The sequence below is a fragment of the Companilactobacillus bobalius genome, from assembly GCF_002179915.1.
In the GTDB taxonomy this organism is placed as follows: domain Bacteria; phylum Bacillota; class Bacilli; order Lactobacillales; family Lactobacillaceae; genus Companilactobacillus; species Companilactobacillus bobalius.
Genome location: NZ_MYFM01000013.1, coordinates 1 through 21,136, shown reverse-complemented (window position 1 = coordinate 21,136; position 21,136 = coordinate 1). Strand labels below are relative to the sequence as shown.

Annotated in this window: 22 protein-coding genes and 1 tRNA gene; all 23 read right to left on the bottom strand. The window is 36.8% G+C overall.

Annotated features, from left to right (window positions below; all coding sequences use genetic code 11):
* On the bottom strand, window positions 1–319 hold a 319-nt coding region (locus tag LKACC16343_RS13785; protein WP_179207695.1), incomplete at its 3' end, for a hypothetical protein.
* Window positions 320–321: 2 nt separating this feature from the next.
* Window positions 322–1,239 (bottom strand): hypothetical protein, encoded by a 918-nt coding sequence (locus tag LKACC16343_RS13780; protein ID WP_056950588.1) that lies wholly within the window; start codon window positions 1,237–1,239, stop codon window positions 322–324.
* Window positions 1,239–1,889, bottom strand: coding sequence for a hypothetical protein (locus LKACC16343_RS13775; RefSeq protein WP_056950585.1), 651 nt, complete (start codon window positions 1,887–1,889; stop codon window positions 1,239–1,241). The genes LKACC16343_RS13780 and LKACC16343_RS13775 overlap by 1 nt, the downstream gene beginning before the upstream one ends.
* The gene (locus LKACC16343_RS13770; RefSeq protein ID WP_056950582.1) at window positions 1,889–3,703 is read right to left on the bottom strand and encodes a prophage endopeptidase tail family protein; all 1,815 of its coding nucleotides are present in this window, start codon (window positions 3,701–3,703) and stop codon (window positions 1,889–1,891) included. The genes LKACC16343_RS13775 and LKACC16343_RS13770 overlap by 1 nt, the downstream gene beginning before the upstream one ends.
* On the bottom strand, window positions 3,703–4,632 hold the full coding sequence (locus LKACC16343_RS13765) for a phage tail domain-containing protein (protein ID WP_056950579.1): 930 nt from the start codon (window positions 4,630–4,632) through the stop codon (window positions 3,703–3,705). The genes LKACC16343_RS13770 and LKACC16343_RS13765 overlap by 1 nt, the downstream gene beginning before the upstream one ends.
* On the bottom strand, window positions 4,633–9,516 hold the full coding sequence (locus LKACC16343_RS13760; RefSeq protein ID WP_056950577.1) for a tape measure protein: 4,884 nt from the start codon (window positions 9,514–9,516) through the stop codon (window positions 4,633–4,635).
* A complete protein-coding gene (locus LKACC16343_RS13755; protein WP_056950574.1) occupies window positions 9,517–9,849 on the bottom strand; it encodes a hypothetical protein in 333 nt (110 codons plus the stop codon).
* A gap of 11 nt (window positions 9,850–9,860) precedes the next feature.
* Complete coding sequence (locus LKACC16343_RS13750; RefSeq protein WP_056950572.1) at window positions 9,861–10,328, bottom strand: hypothetical protein; 468 nt, start codon at window positions 10,326–10,328, stop codon at window positions 9,861–9,863.
* Window positions 10,329–10,398: 70 nt separating this feature from the next.
* Window positions 10,399–11,178: a hypothetical protein gene (locus tag LKACC16343_RS13745; protein WP_056950565.1), complete on the bottom strand. Its 780-nt coding sequence runs from the start codon at window positions 11,176–11,178 to the stop codon at window positions 10,399–10,401.
* Between the two features lie 61 nt (window positions 11,179–11,239).
* Window positions 11,240–11,644, bottom strand: a complete 405-nt coding sequence (locus tag LKACC16343_RS13740) for a hypothetical protein (RefSeq protein WP_056950562.1) — start codon at window positions 11,642–11,644, stop codon at window positions 11,240–11,242.
* Between the two features lie 9 nt (window positions 11,645–11,653).
* Complete coding sequence (locus LKACC16343_RS13735) at window positions 11,654–12,133, bottom strand: hypothetical protein (protein ID WP_056950559.1); 480 nt, start codon at window positions 12,131–12,133, stop codon at window positions 11,654–11,656.
* Window positions 12,130–12,456, bottom strand: coding sequence for a hypothetical protein (locus LKACC16343_RS13730; RefSeq protein WP_056950556.1), 327 nt, complete (start codon window positions 12,454–12,456; stop codon window positions 12,130–12,132). The genes LKACC16343_RS13735 and LKACC16343_RS13730 overlap by 4 nt, the downstream gene beginning before the upstream one ends.
* The gene (locus LKACC16343_RS13725) at window positions 12,449–12,814 is read right to left on the bottom strand and encodes a phage head-tail connector protein (RefSeq protein ID WP_056950553.1); all 366 of its coding nucleotides are present in this window, start codon (window positions 12,812–12,814) and stop codon (window positions 12,449–12,451) included. The genes LKACC16343_RS13730 and LKACC16343_RS13725 overlap by 8 nt, the downstream gene beginning before the upstream one ends.
* 12 nt (window positions 12,815–12,826) lie before the next feature.
* Window positions 12,827–13,885, bottom strand: a complete 1,059-nt coding sequence (locus LKACC16343_RS13720; RefSeq protein ID WP_082604465.1) for a hypothetical protein — start codon at window positions 13,883–13,885, stop codon at window positions 12,827–12,829.
* Between the two features lie 16 nt (window positions 13,886–13,901).
* On the bottom strand, window positions 13,902–14,522 hold the full coding sequence (locus tag LKACC16343_RS13715; RefSeq protein WP_056950550.1) for a DUF4355 domain-containing protein: 621 nt from the start codon (window positions 14,520–14,522) through the stop codon (window positions 13,902–13,904).
* A gap of 124 nt (window positions 14,523–14,646) precedes the next feature.
* Complete coding sequence (locus tag LKACC16343_RS13710; RefSeq protein ID WP_056950547.1) at window positions 14,647–15,618, bottom strand: minor capsid protein; 972 nt, start codon at window positions 15,616–15,618, stop codon at window positions 14,647–14,649.
* The gene (locus LKACC16343_RS13705) at window positions 15,590–17,290 is read right to left on the bottom strand and encodes a phage portal protein (protein ID WP_056950542.1); all 1,701 of its coding nucleotides are present in this window, start codon (window positions 17,288–17,290) and stop codon (window positions 15,590–15,592) included. Before LKACC16343_RS13705 ends, LKACC16343_RS13710 begins: the two co-directional genes overlap by 29 nt.
* 18 nt (window positions 17,291–17,308) lie before the next feature.
* A complete protein-coding gene (terL, locus tag LKACC16343_RS13700; protein WP_056950540.1) occupies window positions 17,309–18,742 on the bottom strand; it encodes a phage terminase large subunit in 1,434 nt (477 codons plus the stop codon).
* Window positions 18,729–19,313: a hypothetical protein gene (locus LKACC16343_RS13695; protein ID WP_056950537.1), complete on the bottom strand. Its 585-nt coding sequence runs from the start codon at window positions 19,311–19,313 to the stop codon at window positions 18,729–18,731. The genes terL and LKACC16343_RS13695 overlap by 14 nt, the downstream gene beginning before the upstream one ends.
* 121 nt (window positions 19,314–19,434) lie before the next feature.
* Window positions 19,435–19,656 carry a hypothetical protein gene (locus tag LKACC16343_RS13690; RefSeq protein WP_056950534.1) on the bottom strand — a complete coding sequence of 74 codons (222 nt, stop codon included), beginning with the start codon at window positions 19,654–19,656 and terminating at the stop codon, window positions 19,435–19,437.
* A complete protein-coding gene (locus LKACC16343_RS13685) occupies window positions 19,640–19,969 on the bottom strand; it encodes a DUF2829 domain-containing protein (protein ID WP_056950532.1) in 330 nt (109 codons plus the stop codon). The genes LKACC16343_RS13690 and LKACC16343_RS13685 overlap by 17 nt, the downstream gene beginning before the upstream one ends.
* 53 nt (window positions 19,970–20,022) lie before the next feature.
* Window positions 20,023–20,095 (bottom strand) — tRNA-Ile (locus LKACC16343_RS13680).
* A gap of 333 nt (window positions 20,096–20,428) precedes the next feature.
* On the bottom strand, window positions 20,429–20,881 hold the full coding sequence (locus LKACC16343_RS13675; protein WP_056950529.1) for an ArpU family phage packaging/lysis transcriptional regulator: 453 nt from the start codon (window positions 20,879–20,881) through the stop codon (window positions 20,429–20,431).
* Window positions 20,882–21,136: the final 255 nt, after the last annotated feature.

Below are 21,136 nucleotides of genomic sequence, written 5' to 3'. Positions count from 1 at the left end.
TTGTTGACGGACCCGATAGCAAAATACTTCCAACTGCTGAACCACTAAACAGATTTAAAGTGGATGGCAATTGTGATACTTGGCTTGAAGAAGTTCCACCACCAGTAGTTCCTCCAGTAGTAGTTCCACCAGCGTTACCGCCTGTACTTCCACCTGTTGAACCGCCGCCGCTTAGAAATATTTCTGGAATATCAATCCGATTGGTAGAAGCATTTGCCACAAATTGATTTTTTAAATTACCGTTTTGATCAACGATTCCGATTTTATAAGGCATATTTCCAACCGTTTGACCGAGCAAATCTATATCTTGGTTTTCCATTATTAAGACCCCATTTCACTATTCATATTTTGTAGTTTGCTTCTGATTGACGTATTCATAGTTTGGCTAACATCAACTTGGCCACTTGTAATCATTTGCGAAATTAAATTTTGAGCATTGCTTGCAGTCACAAGATTGCTGGCTTTGATTTGATTTTGCAAATCAGATAGGGCTTGAACATTAGTTTGATTTTGAGCCTTTAAATCGGCCATTTGGCTTTGTATATCGTCAATTTTCTTTTTTACAATAGCTACATATAAAGCGACGTAATAAGCAAGCTGTTTTCTACCAGTCTCAATCAAATCATGAATCATCAGCAAAGCACGTTGAAATTCTGAAATATAGACGGAAAAACGGTGTGGCATAGCATTTTGATTTCCAATTATTTGCAAGTCAAAATCTAACGTAGTAATCGCTCTATCACGATCCACACTTTCAATAATGAAATGAGCTGACTTAAAGTGTCCTTTTGCTTGAGCAATAATTGATTCAGGTTGCCAAGTGATAATTCCTTCTGAAGCTTGAGAAGTTTCAAAACCAACATCAGAACGAATATAGGCACCACTTGCATCTGTTCCTTCAAAAGTGATTAGCTTATCTCTTAGCGCATTACCATCACCAACATATCCGCTTAAATCTTCTATATCTGCATTAGGAGTTAGGAAATTAAGTTCAAATTGGTAGTTTCCTGCCAATCCTTGCACCATGTAAGCAGGTTGAAATTTGTGTCCCAAAAATAGTAGTTGAGACCAACCTTCAGGCGTAATATGGTTACTTTCATCAGTAGTGTATTGTGTTGGCAGATATGAGGCCTCAGCTAAATTGGTACAAAAAAATAGTGCTTGAGTCGTCGGTAAAGCACTATCAACAGAATCATAATCATAATTTTCATATGATCCAGGGAAAATGTTATCTTCCATTATTTATCCTCCATTTCATCATCCATTTGGTGTAACTTACTCTTCCAGCTGTAAGCATCGCTAATACCATAATCACCAGTGTAATTTGGTGGACGATATCCATTTGGATTTGGATTACTAGGAAATCTTCCTTCGATATTTTTCATTCTCGTTTCTAATTCCCCGAGTTTTTGATCGACTTCCGATTTTTTGGCATAAGATTCGGAAATTGATTCAGACAATTCATTGCTTATTTGGCTTAGTTTATCCGGAGTAAATTGTTGGAAAAAATTAACCAGCAGCTGGATATTTGAATCCTCAACTGCTTGGTTCTTCAATACAGTATTGATTGCATTTTCGACTTCTTCGATATTATAAGTAGTTGAGTGGAACATCGAAGGGCCGATTTGTTCTTGAGTTAGCCTATCCAAATGTAGCTCGTTTCCATCAATTCCTTCCAATGAAGCAATTTCTGGAATGGATAGTTGCGTATCTTTAGTAATATCTAGCAGCTTATATTTTTGAGCGATGACATTACCATCATCATCTTTTCCAAGAATTTTTAAAACATAGCCACCAGAATCGTCGAAAATCTTTGTGCCCGTGTCGGCCGTTTTGTTGATGTGCATTCGATTCAATCGACTGTAATTTACAATTTGCATTGGTTCCATTAGCTTCCCTCCTTATTTAATTTAATTTTATTTATTTTGTCATTCATACTCTTTATAGACTTAGTTGCTTCACTAAGTTTGGCTTCTTGCTTTTTAAAAGCTTTATTAAGTAGGACATTGTTTCGATTTGCAAGACGAATCTTATCAGACATTTCATAATTAATATCACGTTTGGATAGTTTTGAATTATCAAGTGTGACGGTCATAGGGCTGTTGTTTGTCAACGGATTACCACTGATTCCATTTAGTGTGATCATTGTTTTAATTCCGAGAGGTTCAGCATTCAAAAACAGCGTATCGCCAATATTCAAACTGTCATCTTGAGCTGACAAGTTAACAGTCAATTCAACTACTGGTTCGGTTTGCATTACTGAATCAGCATACTTCTTCATCTGTTCTGGATCTTTAATTTGGTCATTAGTAATATCTTCGCCGATGATTAAACCGTGCTTAGAACGTGAAGCTAAGCTGTAGTAAAAGAACGGATTAAAATAGTATTTTACTTCGTCCGTATCTGCCTTTGCTGTATCATCGGTAGCTGCTTCGGTTGATTTAGGCTCAACATCTGTATCACCGTCAAAGTTGATATCATCAGCACAAACCCATTCGTTAGTTGCTACACGATACCAAGTTTTTCCGCCATAACCATCTGATACGGTTCCATCGATCTTCCATTGACTGCCGTTAGGTAGTGTGCGACCAGAAATTTCATGTTGACCAGAATATGGAGAATCATAAATTTTAGCAAAAGCTGGCGTGATAGTAGTTTCCTTGTCACCAGTACCAGTGGTTATGTCAGCAGCCTTAATAGTACCTTGACCCCAGACTTGCTCGATAACTTGTTGTTCTGGCTTGACATCTCCAGATTTATCAAATGAGAAATATTTCTCACTTACCCATTCGTTTGTGGCAACACGATACCAGACAACACCGTTAATTGATACTTGCTTATCAATAGCCCATTTACTACCATTTGGTAGTTTTTGACCGGTAAAGTTATTTCCTACCGGTGAGCTATAAACGGGTGCTCCACCATCTTCCATAGTTGAAATAGTTCCCCGAGCATTGCCAGTAGAAGTTGCTGCCGATGTGCTAGATGAGCCAATAGAATCGCTTGTTGAGGTTCCATCAGCTGTTGAACTGTGGGAATCATCAACTGTGGCACCATACAGCATAGCTCCATTGACTATTGAAGTTGAATCTACCGATAACTCAATATCGTTGGTGTTATGAGACCAGATGAATTGTCGGTTGGTAGCAATCTTATACGAATTTTGATCATAGATTAAAACCGTTTTTCCATTTGGAAGCCAACGTGCTCCATATGAATCAACGGCTTTTTGAATTGCGTCCAAACCAGAACAGTTACCCCAATCCGTAATATCAATAGTGGGAAAGCTTCCATTAATTTGGTATGAATAGCCTGAATTGTACTGACTATCAAAGATAAATTTCATCATTGAATCAATGGAATAGCTTTGGCTTCCCTTGTTAACTTTGAACTGCCTAAAATTTTGAATACCAAATATTTCATGTGTTGCCGTGACATCTTTAGTAACAAAATCATCAACGTATTTAGACACACACTGCTTGATTTGATACTTTTGACCGTCAAAAATGATATAAGCATCGTTCTTCAGCAGGTCGAATGAAACGCCATTATCTTTAGTTAAAAACGCTGTAAAAGATAACTGAAACGTTGAACTAATCTGATAATCTATTTGAAATGTATCCTCGTTAAGACTTGTCAACCATTCTTCTTTCTGGCCGTTGAATGATCGAATGTAAATTTTATGTCCGTTAAAGGCTAGCATTAGAAATAGATGAAGTAGAATTCAAAGGCGACATCTGAGTTTGACAGGCCAGAAATTTCAAACTCGTTATCACCTTTTACTAGTGAAATTGTTCCATGATTACTATTGATTCCGTCCGGTTGACCGTTTAGATACGGGTCAACACCGTCTAAAATCAATTCATCGCTTAAACCTAAAACACGGTTATAAGTGAATGTTTCGCCGGTACTTTTATTGGTCAGGGTTGGCGAACCACTTCCCCTAATATGAATTTTTAGATAATGGCTTTGCCCCAATGGATCAATAGCCATTGAGCTTGGATTATAAATAGAAAACTTCTTTTCTTTGGACTCAAAGGATATATCCCTATTGGGTATTCCCATGCCGTAAGAAAAGAAGTTTTTATTTTTATCAAATACTTCTAAAGAAGTTGCCACTGACTCCCGTACTCCCGTGTAATTGTTAAAAGTTAGAACAAATGTACCCTGTCTCTCATTGAAATACGTTGGCGCCATTGGCTTCAACTTTACTCGATATTTAAATGTGGGTTCATTACCAAATACAATCCAAAACCCGCCACGAGACAAAAAGAAATTTTGTAATTCAGCAAGTATCATAGAAAACTCAGCTCTACTATCCCCCTTAACTTCCCAAGTAGTTGAAATATCTCGACTATCAAAGCTAGATGATGTGAGACGCTGACCGTCTCTAGTGTTCATCTTTTGCCAATTTTCAACAGGATTAGCTATTGCTGGGTCCCAGTCATATAAGTGAGCACCAAATAAATCCTCATCATCGTAGTAAGATGTCCAATCAATTCCATCATTACTAATGGCCAACTCAAAAGGATCAAGCGGCAATCTTGAAGGATTGTCATGGCCGTTTGAAAAACCATAAGCATGAGGCTTGGGATTTTGAAGTGTCTCATCTTTAAATACTTTATTAGTCAACTATTGTCTACCTCCTTGTTGATAACTATATACAGCCGTTTCTCTGGCGTTTTGTCTGTTCATATTGCTACTTGTTCTAGCGATGTTAATTTCAGGAGCAAAGTTCTTACCTTCAATAGAACCTAGTAGATTAATGACAATATCCAGTTTTTGACCAAGGTCAGCGCTGATATTGCTTGTTAAATTTGAGGCTCTAAATTCTGGGTGATAATCTGCCATTCTCCCCATTAAATCTCCTATTAATGGGATAGCTGATGGCTTAGCAGGATTAATTGCAAATTCGTCACCAGCTTCACCGATAATGGCATTAGTAGCGCCAAAGACATGTCCACCGTTAGCCATTAATCTTGGACCAGAAGGACCACTAGCTTGACCGCGCCATTCGCCATACTTACCGTTATAGCCCATACCCATATCAGAACGCCATGTAGCATCATTAAACAGTGCAATTAGTTGATCTAACGGATTCCAAATATTCTTGTGTCCAGGCATAGCGTAATTATTAAATGTTGGGTCAATATACTGCAAAATTCCTTTTGATGGTGTACCGGCTTTAGCATTATTATCAGTCAAATTAATAGCGTGTGGATTACCGCCAGATTCATTGCCGATAATACGTTCAATCATATCTACATTAAAATCAGTTATCTTCTGGTGCATGTAAGCGGCGGCAGCCTTAATCATTGGACCGTATGCAGAAGCGGGTCTAGCACCACCAGCACCACTAAAGTCTAAATCTGCTAAAGTCTTTTTAAATGGCTTTGCAATAGCCTTTAAGAAACCATTTGAAATAGCATTTCCAAAACGACTAATAAACTCATTTCCACTAAAGCTAGCCTTTTCAAAGTAAGGCTTCTTTAAAAATGGAACTGGGTCTTTTTTTAATTCGTCCAAATGCTCAAACAAATAATCTGTCATATCTTCAGAGGCTTTATTTACATCGCCCTTACCTGAAGCATGGTGCGGTAGACTAGCAACCATTCCCATAAATTGCTCTGATAAATTATGTGGAAGAACTGCTGTATCAGAACCCAAGTAGCGAACTTCTTCACCCTTTAATCCGACGGGATAAATACCATTTTTCTTGTCATAAGCCAGTTCGTATCCTTGCTCACCAACCACTGCCAAATTTCCTTTTGGAGTACCAGAAGTACCTGTAGCATACTTAGCTAAACTAAGTGACTTGCCACCAAATTCAGTGATAACTGAATTGATTCCACCAATACCTTTGTTAACGTTAGTTATAACTTTTCCTAATGCGGTACTAGCTAGTCCCGGTAAAGAATTAAATGAAGTCTTAAATTTGCTTTTAACAGATGAAAGCCATGACTTCCAATCTTTTAAAAATTCGGATGAGAAACTATTTTCATCTTTAATAATTGAAGATGTCTTCGATTGAAAATTTTTCTGAATTCCCTTTAGGGCATCACTTTGATCAGACTTAGCATCCTTCCAAGCATTTTTCCATCCTTCCTTGAAAGAAGTATCGAAAGTTGATAATACGGACATTATGTTATCAACCGCATTTTTAAATGATTTATCAAATGTTATTGAACTAGTAGCTTTATTAGCTTGTTTAATCTGATTCTGTAACAAAACTCCTAGATTATTTTTAGATAATGTTTTCGACAAATTATCGAAGCTTTTACCCAAACGTTCAAAGGGATCGCTTTTATCATAGGATTTAATAAATTTGTTTAATTCGCTAAATGCCTTGGTTACTTGTTTGATAGGTGAAGTGAACTTAGTCCATGATTTAACATTCGCCTGAATAGATTTATCAAGCTTACTAAATAAGTCAGCAAGTTTTCCCTTAGATAATTCTTTTTTGAGATTTTCTAAATATTTATCGATTTTACTGTTCTTTAAAACAGAATTTAGGTTCTTTAAATCTTTGCTAAAATCTTTAAACGGATCTTTTTTCATCATTTTTCCAAATGAATTTAGAGAACTAAAGGATTTGGACACTTTTTGAATAGGCTTAGAGAATCTGTCCCACTTTTTAGTATCTTTAGAAAGGGATTTTGTTAGTTTGTCAAAATCTTTAGATAACTTCGACTTCTTAATATTCTTATCTAAATCATTTATATATTTAGATAATTTACTCTTCTTAAGGTACTTTTCAAAATTATTTAAATCATTTTTTATAGTTTTGAACGGATCATTTTTACCAATTTTGAATTTTGAGAGACTATTGAAACTTTTCGCTACTTTGCCAAAAGGCTTGGTCATCTTATTTAAAGATTTGTATGTACCACTAAAACTGGTTTCTAGCTTGTCTAAATCCTTGGCTATTCCAGAGCTTTTAAGAGAACTCTTTAATGAATTTAGTGCCGCTTGATATTTCTTTACAGCACCAGCCATCATTTTCACATTTTCAATATCTTTTTTACTGATTGATTTTTGAGAAGCTACTTTTTTAATTTCAGTTGAGGTTATGCTGGTTTTATGTGTTTGACTTTTTGACGACTTATGTGTAGCTTGAGGTTTTTTGATATTTTTAGGATTCCATATATTTTTCCAATCCGTTTGGATTCCTTTAATCATATTACTAAAGTTTTTCTTAACGTCTGGAATTATTTTGTCAAAACGTCCCATAAAAGAATCTTTCCCAATATCCCATAAATCCGCTAATCCGTTTATTGCTGCTCTACCAACAGATGCTATTATTCCTAATTTATTTTTGAAGGCACTAATTGGAATTTTAATTAAAAAATGTAAAACAGGATGGTATTTTTTTAAACTGGTCATATTTTTAGACCATTGTTCTTTTGCTTGAGCAAAATTATAGCCAACTTTTTGTACTATGTTTTTAGGCTTATGTTTAGATGAATAGTCATTATAACCTGTTAAGAAGTTACTAGCTCCTAGACCACCTAATTTACCCAACGCCTGTCCTATCATGGCACCTAAAGCTGGTTGCCCAAAATACGCTCCGATTCCACCTCCAATGGCGGTACCAATACCAGAACCAATTCCACTAAACTTTTGATCTTGATTTTTAGATTTAATTCCTTTATATAAATCAACTGCTCCAACTACAGCAGTAATACCACCGGCAAATTTCATACCAGCACTATTTCCTAAGGCTTTAAACTTCTCTCCGAATCCATTAGCTTTTTTTAAATCATTAATGCCAATAAACTTACTTACATCAAATGATTTTCCGGCTTTACCATTTCCAAATAGCTTGGACAACAATCCACCATCTTTAATGCCGATACCAGCAATCTTTAATAATGGATCAAAGACACCCTTAGCCATTTTAAAGCCCTTAATTGCAACTAGTGCTCCAGCAATAGCTTGAATTGACTTCTTGTGTTTAGCAGCAGCACTTAATAGGCTTTCAAATGTCTTCAGAGGATCGGCTGAATCCTTGGCATTTTTATCAGTTAACCCAAACATATTAGCAATGGTTGTCATGATAGACTTCATATCATTCCAAACAGCTTTACCAAAGATTGAAGCTATCTCACCGACATCTTTACCAATTTTCATAATGGTATCTTTATGACCATCAACATATTTAATAATGTCACCAATACCATTTAAAACAGTGGCTGTGGCTGACCCAATAGCTTTTGAATACTTTTGCATCGCATCATCTGATAAAAGATCACGAATAGCACCACTTGCCGATTTAGTAGTATTGAAGGTTTGTGACATAACATCACCCATTAATTTGCTAAACCTTGAATGGATATACATTCCCATCCCCATGTATGATGTCATAGCCTCTTGAGTACCGCCAGAATATTTCTTGCCTAGATATTCAAGAGTTTCAGTGAATTGTGTAGCACTAAGTTTACCAGCCGCTGACATAGCATATAGCTGTTTCATGGACTTACCAGTAGCTTTTTGCAAGGCTTCACCAAACATAGGGAATCGGTTAATCATGACGGCCATATCTTCTGAACTGGCTTTACCGCCGGCAACAATCTTAGCAAATTGCTCACCTGATTCAGCTAGTGCATCATTTGACATATGTAGAGTTGAACCCAAGGCGATAAATGAATTAGTCCAGTCCTTAGTTTCAGCAACATTTGAATGAACGTGGTAGAACGACTGAGACATTTTGTTGATCGTATCAGCTGCATAAATAGAGTGCTGTGACAAAGAATTAATATAATCAACTAAAACTTTCCCATCTCTGGGTGCTTCCGTTGTCAGTGAAGTCCAAACGGTCTTCATCGTATCTTGTTCCTTGTTGTACTCCATACCGGCTGCAGTTGCTGATTTCAAGCCACTTGTTAGCTGCATTAGTCCATTAGAAATCAATTGACCAGCAAAGGTACCAGCTATTATTTCTTTAAGATGACTAAATTTCTTTGTAGCAGTATCAACTGATGAAGTATTAACATTGATATCTTTTGTAACAGGCTTAGACATTTCATCAATCGCACTTTTGATTTTTGAAAAGTCGCCTTGATTGGCGACAAAGTCTAATTGAGTGCGTGCTTCTTTTGGCACCTTATGAAACATGTCCATGAAGCTGTTATAGTGCCGTTGATCTGCTATGAAATCAAGCTTGGTTTTCTTCTCTTTAGGTAAAGAATCGTAATCTCGTTTAGCGGCTTCAAGTGCTTGTTTATCAAACTTTGTTTTTAACTCTGTTTGAATATTTTTAGGTAAAGTATTCAAATAGCCTTCAAAACTAGAAAAGCCACTGTGATCGGCAATGGCTTTTAGCTGAGTTTGAATATCCTTAGGTAATCCTTGAATTTTCTGATCAAAGGTAACGATTTTCTGCTCATCGGCAGTAACATCGAGTTTTACGTTCTTATCCTTGATGTTGTCCATTGCTTGTTTAACTCTCTGAGCAGTCGGAGTTAACTGATCTTTACCAAGAAAATTAATAACTTTGTTTACTACGATATCTGACATCTATTCTCGCCCCCTTTCCATGACCAGATCATGAAACGCTTTTGCACTGATTTGTTTTCTTTGAATGTCGTCCGACTCCTTGCCGAAATTGTTAGCAAAATCTTTAACCTCGAAAAGTGAAGATTCAATTGATCGATTTTGTGTTTCAATATCTTCAATCAGACCTACTGGTCTTACCATTGAGGATTTAAGACGTTCATTCTCAAGATCGTCATATTGAGCAAGCAACGCTCCACGACACAAATCATTAAATTCAAAGGGAGTTAACTTCCAAAAATCATCAATATTTGTAATACCGATAATTCTTCTAGCTCTACTTATCTGCTCATCCAAATCAAATTGATTTACTTGCTTGCTTCCTTGATTCTCTTGTTTGCTTCCTTCATGTTTTCTTCGAGTTGATCGATTTGAATTTGAGTCATTTCTTTTTCTTCGGTTTTTACCGATTTCAATTCCAAACTCTTCTTCATACCTTTGATCAAACGATCTCCGTATCTCATCCACTCGCTTATTTTCGCTTTTAAAAAACCTGCGTCAATTAGTCCCTTAATGATTTCGCTAGTAACTTCGTGGATATCGTCAAATCGACCATCTTCACTTAATTGATCAACCAACTCATCTTCTTTAAGCAAATTCCCAGCAACAGCCTTAAAGAAAGTAATCACTGAATCTACATTGTCAGAAAATAAACCATCTAAAAATGAATTGAACTTGTCAGTACGTTTATCCTTGTCTTCACCAGCAATATTTTTGTATAAAAGGTAATTAAAAGTAGGTGTGACTATTCCTTTTTTTGTCTCTAAAGTTAGCATTTTAATTTCTCCTAATAATTTAATTCCGACCACCACCGCTCAAGCATGTGAGTATGCACTTTATTAGATACTAAACGGTCGGCTTAGTATCCGAAGATACTGATGATCCTGTACCTGAACTTGTATTTGAACTTCCTGAATTAGATGTATTAACCAGTTTAGAAGCTCCAGGGCCCATGACATCTTCACCAGTTGTTGTATCTTGAACTGTAATGGTTTCATCATCGACAGTATTATCAACTGTTTTCCCATTTTCTGTACCAATGTCACTTGGATGTGCCCAGTTGTAATACTTATCTAAGTCATCAAGTACACCATCTTCAAAGTCAGATTCGTCCAATTCAAAAGCGTTCTCATCAGAATTAATTGCTCGTTCAACACCATTTACTTCAAATTGAAGATTGGATGTAACGATTCCACCAAGTGCTTCAGTATTTGGCAAGTTAGGAACATAAGATTGAGAAAATTGTGCTTGAACTTTGCGATTTGGTTTTGTTCCATGAAGCGTATTTAAATCAACACGCCATAAGCCGATTAATTCACCTTTTTCCCATGCTGCATATAGATCCCAATAGAGATCTTTTCCATTGTTGGCAGGATCATCAAAAATAACATCTACTGTTCTTTGCTGATTAATAGCGCCAACACCCTTAGCCGTTCCACGCTTAGTGGCGGTTGATTGAACTGCTCGTGTGTTAGTACCTGATGTAGCACCTTGTTGACCTAAAATATGTGCCTTATTAGCTACTGGCTCATGCATAAAGCGCTTATACAGATAGATGATTTTATCTGCATCGCGGCCTTTAAAGGCCTTTTTGAATTTGTTTTCTGGTTTTGTATCGTCAGCCATTTTATTTCCTTCTTTCCAATTTTTGGGTAAAAAAATAGACATTTACTTTTGAAATGAATGTCTAAATAAATGATTTTTCTGTTATGTTGTAATCTATTGTGATTGTTACATGCCTCAATGATTGTGAAGTTGAATTATCAATAACTTCAATTTCGTTATGTGCAACCGATTTGCAATTATAATTCGATAATCTTAGATACATTAAATAATTTCTGATCATGTAACATGTATCCATCATCAAGCCATGATCATTGTCAACATCATCAAAATAATCAACATACAATGTATAACTCGATCGTTGTTCATTTTTAGCACGTTGACTATCTTCTGTTGATCCAGTTGAAACAATAATTTGAGGATAACTGTTGCTATCACTCTCTCTAGAATCAAAAATCGGTATGTTGTCTACTATGATGTTGATAGTTTTAATAGCTGATGTAACCATATCTCTTTGTGGTGAAATCAATCTCATCACCTACTTTATTGAATTTTTGATAATCTCATCAGAATACGTGTCTACATCAAGATCCATACCAGAATCATGCATAACATGCTGAGCCGGATAATTTCTATCCTTTAGGCCATTTTCAAACGCTTGGATGTATTCATATCCTTCTTTGGATTCAGCATTAGCGTAGATATCAGATGACGTCTTATCCTTAGATGTGTGCTTAGCAACTGACTTCCATAGATTACCGTGACCAACATAACCACTCTTAGAATGATATTCACGTTCTCTGATAAGCTTTTGAGCACCATCAACTTCATCATTAGCAATCTTATCAACGGCTTTAGGCACATTGACTTTGAGCCGTGCTTTATCTTGAAGTATTAGCTCTGCCAAATCGGAGTTGCCAGACTGTTTTAGTGATCTAGCCATAGCGATTAGTGGATCACTAAAGTTATCCTTAGCTTGAATTCTGACTATCGGTACGTGCTCGTTATTCCAACTCATAGCTTCGCTTCCGTTCCAACAACATATAATGTCGTTCTGCTCTTATGGTGTCTAACTTGTTTAACAATATACTTAGGAGATTGTTGCTTTTCGTCGTATTCACCCTCAAAAGCGACATAGTCAGCCGTTTCAGGGCAATTCAATCTGATTACCCATGACTTATCGTATTGCTTACCAAGGACATTAATTTGCTCCTGTGTTCCATTCAATTCTGTAACTCTCGCACCATAAAATTTAGTCGCTACCAAAAGTTTAGTGTGATTGAGTATATCATTATTAGATTTACCAATTTTTCTAATTAAATAAATAGTAGGTCTAATCAAACGTCATCACACTCCCACGATGGTCATTTTCTTCAAGCCCATCTTTGTATTGGTTCAGTAAATCAAAGTAAGGTGACAAATCAGTATCAGAGAATGTCAATGACATTCCTTCTTCTGTAATTGACTTAGTACCCTCATAATTCTCTTTAGTTACTGCATTTTGAGTAACCTTTTGAACTATGACAGTTAGCTTAGAATCAATATCATCAATATCCAGATACAACTTAATTTCATCAATTGCATTCTCAATATAGATTTTAATTCTTGGTATACGTGGATCATCAGTTTGTATGTCATTGATAACTTCGATATTAGATAATACTGCATCGATGACAGTATTATCTTGAGTTTCGCTCATGAAATCACCCCATTACTTGCTTGATGAGGAACTTGATGAAGAACTTGCGGCGGCCTTCTTAGCTTTGGTATTGATGTTAGTTACGACATACTTTGGATCAATCTTGAACTGGTACGCAACAACACCGATATTACGTGGGTCAGTCACTATCTTGTAATAAGGCACGGTGGCATTTTCTAATGTAGTAACTGTTAGTCCAACATATGATTGAGTAATATCATATCCTAAACCATTCGGATGCATTGAAACAATACGACGATTAATCAATGCTGATTGACCACCTTTTCCAAGTGCGTCACGTGTTACTTCAACCGCATTTTGACTAGCTGGTGCAGTTGAATAGCGCAATGCACCGTCCGTCATTGCATACATAATTGTTGTGCCATCTGCATCTAGTGGAATATCGTCATCTTCAACGATCGGAATACCATTGTAGGTTGTCAATGGGGTTCCACCTTGTGATGGTTGAATATCGGCAATTAAGTTTTGTTCACGCATTGCATATACAGTAGCTGAATTGACTACCAATCTTGTTAGTGTTGGAGTAGCAACATCACCCATTCTAGATAGAGCAGCTAAGTAGTTGCCGGCTGATAAGTCTTGAACGGTATCAAAGCCAAATGACTTACTTTCTTTTAAATCATCTAATAGATACATGTTTTTGAGCATTGCAAGAAGTAATCGTTGATCTTGTCGTTGCCAGTAATTTGAGAATTTAGATGTGACACGTCCTTCGACATTTGCACCTGATACTTGTTGAGAAAAGTCTGTTTCACCAAATGCTTTGGCTTGGTAAAATTTGACGGCATTATGTTCGTCACTAGTGATACCTTCAACAGTAATATCGTCAGTATCATTCCAGTCTTGAGGTTCACCACTTAAATCGTTCAAAACCGGAATATTCATCAATCGACCGGGATCTTGTAGATGTGCGCCCATCACATCATCGGCGGTAACCGCACCAGATGTTAAAAGACGATTAGTTTTAGTAGAGTCGTTAGTAATGTATTGTGCCCATAATTCAGGAATAACCAATTGTCCTAAAAATGTTGAGCCAGTAAATTGTGGCATTTAAATTTCCTTCTTTCTATTCGTTTAAATATTCTTTTTTAATTAGATCAGGATTGTCCATATAAACCTTTGTAAGCTCTTCAAGGCTCATATCTTTTAAATCCTTATCAAGTGTCACTGTCGCTTTACCCGTGGCAGTTTGAGGTGTACTTTTGCCCTTGAGACGTTTCTCAACACCTTCTTGCACAGCGTTATCAAATATTGTTTTCACATTATCAAGGTTTTGTTGAGTTTCTTCATCGTTTGACCCAACAAACAACTTTGCAAATGATTGTGGTAGTTCCTTATCAGCAGCAATCTTATAGGCTGACTCAATCAAAGTACGATGTTCGTTTTCTGCTTGTAATTCTTCAAGTTTCTTCTTCAAGTCAGCAGTTTCAGCATCGGCTCTTTCTTTATCAGTCATCTTGGCTTCAGCATCGTGCTTTGAAATAGCTTCTTTAATCATGTCAGGAATATTGGCTACTTGGCCTTGCAAATCCTTGATAATTTCATCGGCTTTCGCCTTTTCCTTTGCCTTACCTTGGCTGATAAGTTGATCGACCTTTTCTTGTTGCTTATCATCAAACTTCACTTCTACATCAGCGGGTTTTTTTGGGTCTTGTTGTTTGCTTGGATCATTAATAATTTCAGTCATTGAGTTATCCTCCCGTTTTAAGCCCGTCGGCTATTTTTCCATTTAGAGTCCGTCGACTATATCCATGGCTCTTTAATGCCTGACACACGTTTGAAGGCAATAAAAAGATGACTATTAAAGTCGTCTATAAATCATTTAATTCATCCGCAACATCATGATCACTTGTATCCCAATCATCGTCATCATTAACTTCGATAACTGTGCATTGACAATTTGGGTGCATCAAAGGGAAATTAACACCTTCTTCAGCGTCATCGACGTTGTAAATGTTGCCATCCAAATCAGAACAGTCAGCACATGTTGTTGGTGATTCAAGAGAAATATATTTATATTTTTTAACATTTGTTGATATAAAATCTTGTAATCTGGTTCTATTCATAGCTTGAGCAGTGGCAGTTCTGATCATGCCTGCTGCACGTCCCATTTGACCATTAGAGGAATTATCTCCGCCAGTCAAAATGTCCTTAATGTCTTTAGTCCAATTTAGAGAATCCTTAGGACTCTTAGCAGCCTTTTCAGCCACTTCACGAACCTTTCTTAATGTCTGCATAGTTTGCTTATTAACTGAAGAAAACATTCCAGAATCCACATGACTATCTAATACAGCATTTTTAGTAGACTTATAAAGAATTGCATCAACGTTTTTACTTTGCTCGGCAATATGCTGATGATTCTTGATCACGTTCTTCGCCTGTGCATATGTTGGTGCATTGACAACATTAGGAATATTCTCGGTGGCAACACCTAAATGAATCTTCTGTGCCATCGACTGTCTGACAATATCTTGAGTAACTTTTGCCATCAACATGTCACCATTAGACTTCAATTTATTATCGCCAAATGCCATCTTGATAAGATTCTGATCATCAGAACTAGCATTATAAAATGTATCTTTCAAATTATTAAGGAAGTCAGCAATTTCATCAGGATTAGCTTTAGCTGACCATGATTTATTAGCTCCAATAAACGCATTAACATCACTAATAACTTTTGATTGAGTATCACGATACATTGATTCGATTTCTTTAACACGTTCATCTTGTTTCCCGTAAATCTTTTGAGCAATACTAATCGCTTGGCTTTTCGTCAGTTTCATTATCAGTTACCTCATCATGGTTAGAATTGTCGGTGTCATCACCATTATCATCTTGAGGTTCATCAGGCTTTCTAGGAAATACATTATTAAACGGATTGTTATTATTATCATTTTCATCTTGTTCGTCAATACGCTGTTGTTCGGCATCATTACTTACGCCAGTAATCGGTTCAATTTGCTCACGAATAGTCTGATCTGATACCTTACCAGTATTAACCAAAGCAGTAACCGTCTGCATAATCTCTGTATTATTTTTAGGCATGTTAGGAGTATAGATAGGATTGATATTCTCAATCATTCCAGCATTCTTAATGCTTCCCAATGCTTGCCAATAATTTCCAAGCAATCGTAAACGTCTCATCAGGCCACGTGTATATAGTGACTCTTGATTAGAACGTTCCTGATCGTTGCCCCATAATTTGTAAGACATAGCAACACCCGATGCATTTGACGCAAAGTTAGCGTCGCTTGTGTCGGGTGTATTTGTGTCTTTGTGGATCTCCATGCTAAGAGCGTCGATATAAAGCTTCCAGCCGTCTGAGTTTAATTCTTTAGTTAGATATGAGGCAGTTGGTTGAACAATTTGACTGTTATCATTGATACCATTCTTAACCAATGCTGGTTTCAACCAAATCTTACTTTGACGCGTATTGATTTCAGGTGTCTTCCTGTAGATAATATTGCCGTCTTTATCGGTCAATGGTTGCCCATCAGCGCCGACCCACGGAGTTTTAGGAACATCTATATCACCTGTGATCATCAACATAGCATTGCTGAAATCTTCTTGCGAGTTTGCCATTTCAGACTTGCTCTTGTCGATTGAATCAATAGTATCAAGCTTATATTCCCAGTCACCCATACGCTCATCGTTATTGATATATTCGGTTAATGGAACTGCGTCAAAGCTATGTTCTTGATTATCAGATAATATTAATTGACCATCAAAATTTGATGTGGGCTTATAAATAAAAATATTAGTATCCGTATAAATAACCGTGTACCAATAATCTTGTTCATTGAAATTTACATTGTAATAATAAACTCCAAATAAAGAATGCTGTTCTATTGACGAATCATAAACTACAAAGGCATTTGCAGGGTCAATAGGGCGTAATGCAACTTCGTTGGTATTTTCACGGACATATACCAACTCGTAAGCACGTCCCATGATAGACAGGTTCTTACCCATTATTTTTTCGTGATACGATTCATCATTCTTGGAATTGAACTCATTGATTAAATCTTTGAGATTATCTTCGTCAGTTTCAGATGTTTCAGCTTGATCGTTATATTGAAATTTAATATCATTGCCAAATCTATAACCAGTTTTTATTTCCGTAATGAAGTGAGCAAATCCACTTGCGATACGATTATCAGCACGGTTATCTGCTTTCTCACTATCCCAGTAATGGATATCATTGTCTCCAATGTAATAGCGATACAGAGTCAGTAATCTTGGTACTTGTAGTGCTTGATGTTTCTCAATAAATTTAGTTGCTAATTCGCCTAACTTAACAGGGTCGTCCTTGATAACGTCAAACAACTCGGCTGGCATTTTATATTGCTTGTTTGAATCAAGTGAGAAACGTCGCCCGCTGAGCATATGAACTGTTCTTTGATTCGGATAAGGCAAGCTTGAATAATACGCCATTTGATTATCTTCAATTGCCATTGGATCACTCTCCTTTCTCTAAAGCCCCAAGCTATCTAAATAACTAGCCTGATCATTGATTGATGGTGCAGATGTTTCTGTTTCCATTGACATGACTGATTCAGCAACACCAGTCAAAGCATCGGATGCATCATCATGTAGATTCTTACCAGCACGTTGATACTTCTTGATTGCATCAAAAAAGACTGGGAAACGTAGCTTCCAGTCCTCGGGATAATGCACGTGTTCTTCTACCCAACTTGAGTTAGATAGGATACGTGCATCTTTATTTTGACCATTATGGAACCAATTGATAACAGTACGGTTAGTCTTATACTCATTCTTTAACTTGGTATCAACTTGTCTGGCAAATCCTTTACCACCATTGTTAGATTCAATTCTAGCAAGATTAACTTTGTTCCGATAATAACTTTCAGTTACTAAGGATTCAGTAACTTCCATAGGCTCTTGTGTCATAACTACATCCAAGATATAGGGTTCCTGCTTGTACATCCCATAAACGATTGATACAAGATAATCACTACCCTCATCAGCCGTATCACAATAAGCATAAATGCCACTAAATTCAGGTTGTTTCGTGTAAGTATTGAACTTCTGATATAAAGCACCTTTTAAGTCAATTGGTTCTTGCTGATAGTTAGCTGCTGCAATCTCAGGAGACATAACAGCAATCTTCTGTTTATACTCATCTAGTGACAAAACATCATCACATAACATTGAGCCATCGTCCTGCTTAGCCTTCATATTGATATGCTTGACCTTATAGCCAGCCTTAGGCATCTCAGTCAACACACGTCCAGCAAGATCACCACTAGCCCATCTAGTCATGATGATCAATACTTTGCCACCCTTTTCAAGACGTGACAGCATTGTATCGACATACCAACGATAGATATCGCTCAATCGATTAGCGTTATTAGCTTCTTGTGCTGACTTGATAACATCATCAATGATAATCAGATCAGCACCGAATCCGGTAGCAGTACCACTTGGAGATGTAGCAAGATAATTATTAACTGGATTGCCTTCAAGACTCCACATATTCATTGCAGCATCCCCATATTTAATATGAGTGTTTGGAAATATATCGTTATAAACTAGAATATCTTCATCGGCTTTGACTTCTTGAATAGTATTACGTACAGACTTAGAAAATACAGTTGATAGCGTTTCATTATATGAGCCTGTCATGATCCGTTCTGTACTATCTCGTCCTAGAATCCATTCAACGAAATTAGTAGCCGTTAATGACTTGCCGTGTCTTGGAGGTTCATTGACTACTAATATTTGAGTATCATTGGTTAGAAAATCCTCCAAGTCATTACACAAATCGATCAGGTATTTTCGATTAGATTTGTAGAACCCTGGCATCCTCAACTGACAAAAATCAAAGAAATGGCGCCGTGCTAACTCAATCTTTGCACCACGTCTGATTAGCTCACTTCTGTTCATGAGCAATCTTTTTCAACTCGGCATCAGTAAGATTTGCATACGGATTATGAACATTTAAGCCACCAGATAACTCAGTTTCATGTTTATCACGCCATTCATCAGGTTTACGATTCTTTAACCAAAAAATAGCAGCAGTCGTATCAGGTGGAATCTCTTTTTCAACTAAACCAAGTTTGATACGTCTGGTAGTTTTCACACCTTTGATAGCAGCATCTTTAATTTCTTGTTTAGATGCTTCAGGATGCTTCAGCTTCCACTTGTTTTCGTAGTCACGTCTTCTAACATCAATTAACTCATCGTCAAGTGGGACTACTTTATATTGAGTCTCAGTGGCAGTAAAACCCTTGGCACGCTTGAATAAGGCGTTCTCAATTTCACGATCAACAACGGTTTTTCCCTTTTTTAGGGACTCCACAATCTCCAACTTCTTGTTTTTCCAATTGTAAAGAGTAGAAGTAGAGATACCAATATTGTGGGCAATTTGTTCATCAGTTAAGCCGTCCCTTGCCCAACCTTCCAATTGAATTAATCCTTCTGGAGTTGTCCACTTGTCAATTTCTGACTTAGCCAATGTAATCACCTACTTTCTAATTATTTTCTTTTTATTAATATGCTTTTTCTTTTTTCGTTCTTCTTTATCAATATGGCCGATTATTTTAGCCTCAACAGGAGTCATATATCCGCATGATGTCTTAATCATCTTCATGGCTAAACACCTTTCTATTGCCGTCCTCATCAATCTCGCCAAGTATATTTCTATGTACTAGCACGCTGATCAATTGGTCATTAGCATCATCATTAAGCCCTAAAACTACTTTGAGATAGTTATTTCCACAAACATCACTACCGCGAATTAGATTAATGGCTTGCTGAACGGTATCTTCATTAATAAGCAATTTAATTACATTGCTCATTTTCGATCACCTCCCAATCGTCAGATAACATGTCTGTTTGACTGGCTAACCAGCCTAGTTGAATTTGATTAGATGTTGTTTTAATTGCTAATAAATCAGTGATCTTTGCCGTATCTGCATTGATACAAGTTAATTGAGTGATTATGCTATTTTCAAATCCATCAACATGCTCATAGTCATCAAATCTAGCAGCGTATGCTCCATAAACATCTTCGCCTTTTACTAGAAACACAAATTGATCTTTGCCATTCCAATTTTTACGTGCCACTCTCTTACCTTGTTTTAATTGTCCTAATGCTTCACTAAATGTCATATTTTTTCCTCCAAAATAAAAAGGCCAGCCATAATTGACTGGTCTAAAATTAATAGTTTGATTAGGATTTGAACCTATATCTTGCCCTTATAAGGAGCCTGCTCTAACCAATTGAGCTATCAAACTAGTAAAAACGTGGATATCCGGAATCGAACCGGATTGCTAAGTCTTAAAAGTAAGTTAGTATTCGAAATAAATTAAAGGAATGTCTACAATTGCTGTGTGATAAACGAAGATCAGGGGAGAAATTTTGCTTAACAGTAGCCATACATCCACGTAGCATGATCAGCTTTATCATCACTGATCATTGAGAGTTAAACCAAATGTGTGGGCCATTTAAATAGGTGGCCCTTCCTATATTTGCTCCTTTTGAAGCGGTAGAGTAACCGCATATCTGATTCTTTCTACGATACCAATATTACTCAGAAGTACTCCGAATGTCCTACGGAGTTTATCCACTCAAACTCCACTATTTTCGGTCTTCATAACATTTACTTCCATGTCGTAGTAGTCACTAAATGCATCAGCAAAATATAGCATAGCCATTCGTTTGCATTCAAAATATCTCGATGATTCGTATTTCGATTGTTCCAAAGCCGAAGTATTACCTTCACCATACAAAAAACAGTATTTCATAATCGTCTTAAAGTAATGGTTATCTGGTCCATCAGGCATACGATCAACTACTTTATAAGTGGCTTTGACCAAATCTATTGCCCACAGTTGCCCCATAATCTTGTCCTCTTGCGTGTTTCTGGTCGTTCCTGACGTTCCAACAGTATCAAAACTGGGTGACTGTATCGACGCGATATTCATATGTGAACGGGCCTTCAATCTGGGAAACTCATGCTCAAAATAGTATTTAACGTTCTTAATTGTTTGATCTTCATCTAGTTCTGGAAATAATCCCATTAATACAGCCCCCACGTTGTGATATAATTGATTTGCTAAGTTCAATCAGCTGCTCACTTCTTGTGTGGGTGGCTTTTTTATTTTGTCCTAATAATGCAAATGATCATTGATATAAAGATTATCTGTACAGCCGTGAACTAAAGAGAACTCTAGCCGTTCCTTACTAGAAATATGTAGTCTCACAAGATTGCCAACTTTCATATTTCCAAATCCACGATCAATCCAATCCTTCATCATCTTCAACCTCATTCGCAT

What these genes read in the sequence shown, in the direction of transcription:
- LKACC16343_RS13780 (WP_056950588.1), bottom strand. Translation starts at nt 1,239, where the DNA reads ATGGAAGATAACATTTTCCCTGGATCATATGAAAATTATGATTATGAT.
- LKACC16343_RS13775 (WP_056950585.1), bottom strand. Translation starts at nt 1,889, where the DNA reads ATGGAACCAATGCAAATTGTAAATTACAGTCGATTGAATCGAATGCAC.
- LKACC16343_RS13770 (WP_056950582.1), bottom strand. Translation starts at nt 3,703, where the DNA reads ATGCTAGCCTTTAACGGACATAAAATTTACATTCGATCATTCAACGGC.
- LKACC16343_RS13760 (WP_056950577.1), bottom strand. Translation starts at nt 9,516, where the DNA reads ATGTCAGATATCGTAGTAAACAAAGTTATTAATTTTCTTGGTAAAGAT.
- LKACC16343_RS13750 (WP_056950572.1), bottom strand. Translation starts at nt 10,328, where the DNA reads ATGCTAACTTTAGAGACAAAAAAAGGAATAGTCACACCTACTTTTAAT.
- LKACC16343_RS13745 (WP_056950565.1), bottom strand. Translation starts at nt 11,178, where the DNA reads ATGGCTGACGATACAAAACCAGAAAACAAATTCAAAAAGGCCTTTAAA.
- LKACC16343_RS13735 (WP_056950559.1), bottom strand. Translation starts at nt 12,133, where the DNA reads ATGAGTTGGAATAACGAGCACGTACCGATAGTCAGAATTCAAGCTAAG.
- LKACC16343_RS13725 (WP_056950553.1), bottom strand. Translation starts at nt 12,814, where the DNA reads ATGAGCGAAACTCAAGATAATACTGTCATCGATGCAGTATTATCTAAT.
- LKACC16343_RS13720 (WP_082604465.1), bottom strand. Translation starts at nt 13,885, where the DNA reads ATGCCACAATTTACTGGCTCAACATTTTTAGGACAATTGGTTATTCCT.
- LKACC16343_RS13715 (WP_056950550.1), bottom strand. Translation starts at nt 14,522, where the DNA reads ATGACTGAAATTATTAATGATCCAAGCAAACAACAAGACCCAAAAAAA.
- LKACC16343_RS13710 (WP_056950547.1), bottom strand. Translation starts at nt 15,618, where the DNA reads ATGAAACTGACGAAAAGCCAAGCGATTAGTATTGCTCAAAAGATTTAC.
- LKACC16343_RS13705 (WP_056950542.1), bottom strand. Translation starts at nt 17,290, where the DNA reads ATGGCAATTGAAGATAATCAAATGGCGTATTATTCAAGCTTGCCTTAT.
- terL (WP_056950540.1), bottom strand. Translation starts at nt 18,742, where the DNA reads ATGAACAGAAGTGAGCTAATCAGACGTGGTGCAAAGATTGAGTTAGCA.
- LKACC16343_RS13690 (WP_056950534.1), bottom strand. Translation starts at nt 19,656, where the DNA reads ATGAGCAATGTAATTAAATTGCTTATTAATGAAGATACCGTTCAGCAA.
- LKACC16343_RS13685 (WP_056950532.1), bottom strand. Translation starts at nt 19,969, where the DNA reads ATGACATTTAGTGAAGCATTAGGACAATTAAAACAAGGTAAGAGAGTG.
- LKACC16343_RS13675 (WP_056950529.1), bottom strand. Translation starts at nt 20,881, where the DNA reads ATGGGATTATTTCCAGAACTAGATGAAGATCAAACAATTAAGAACGTT.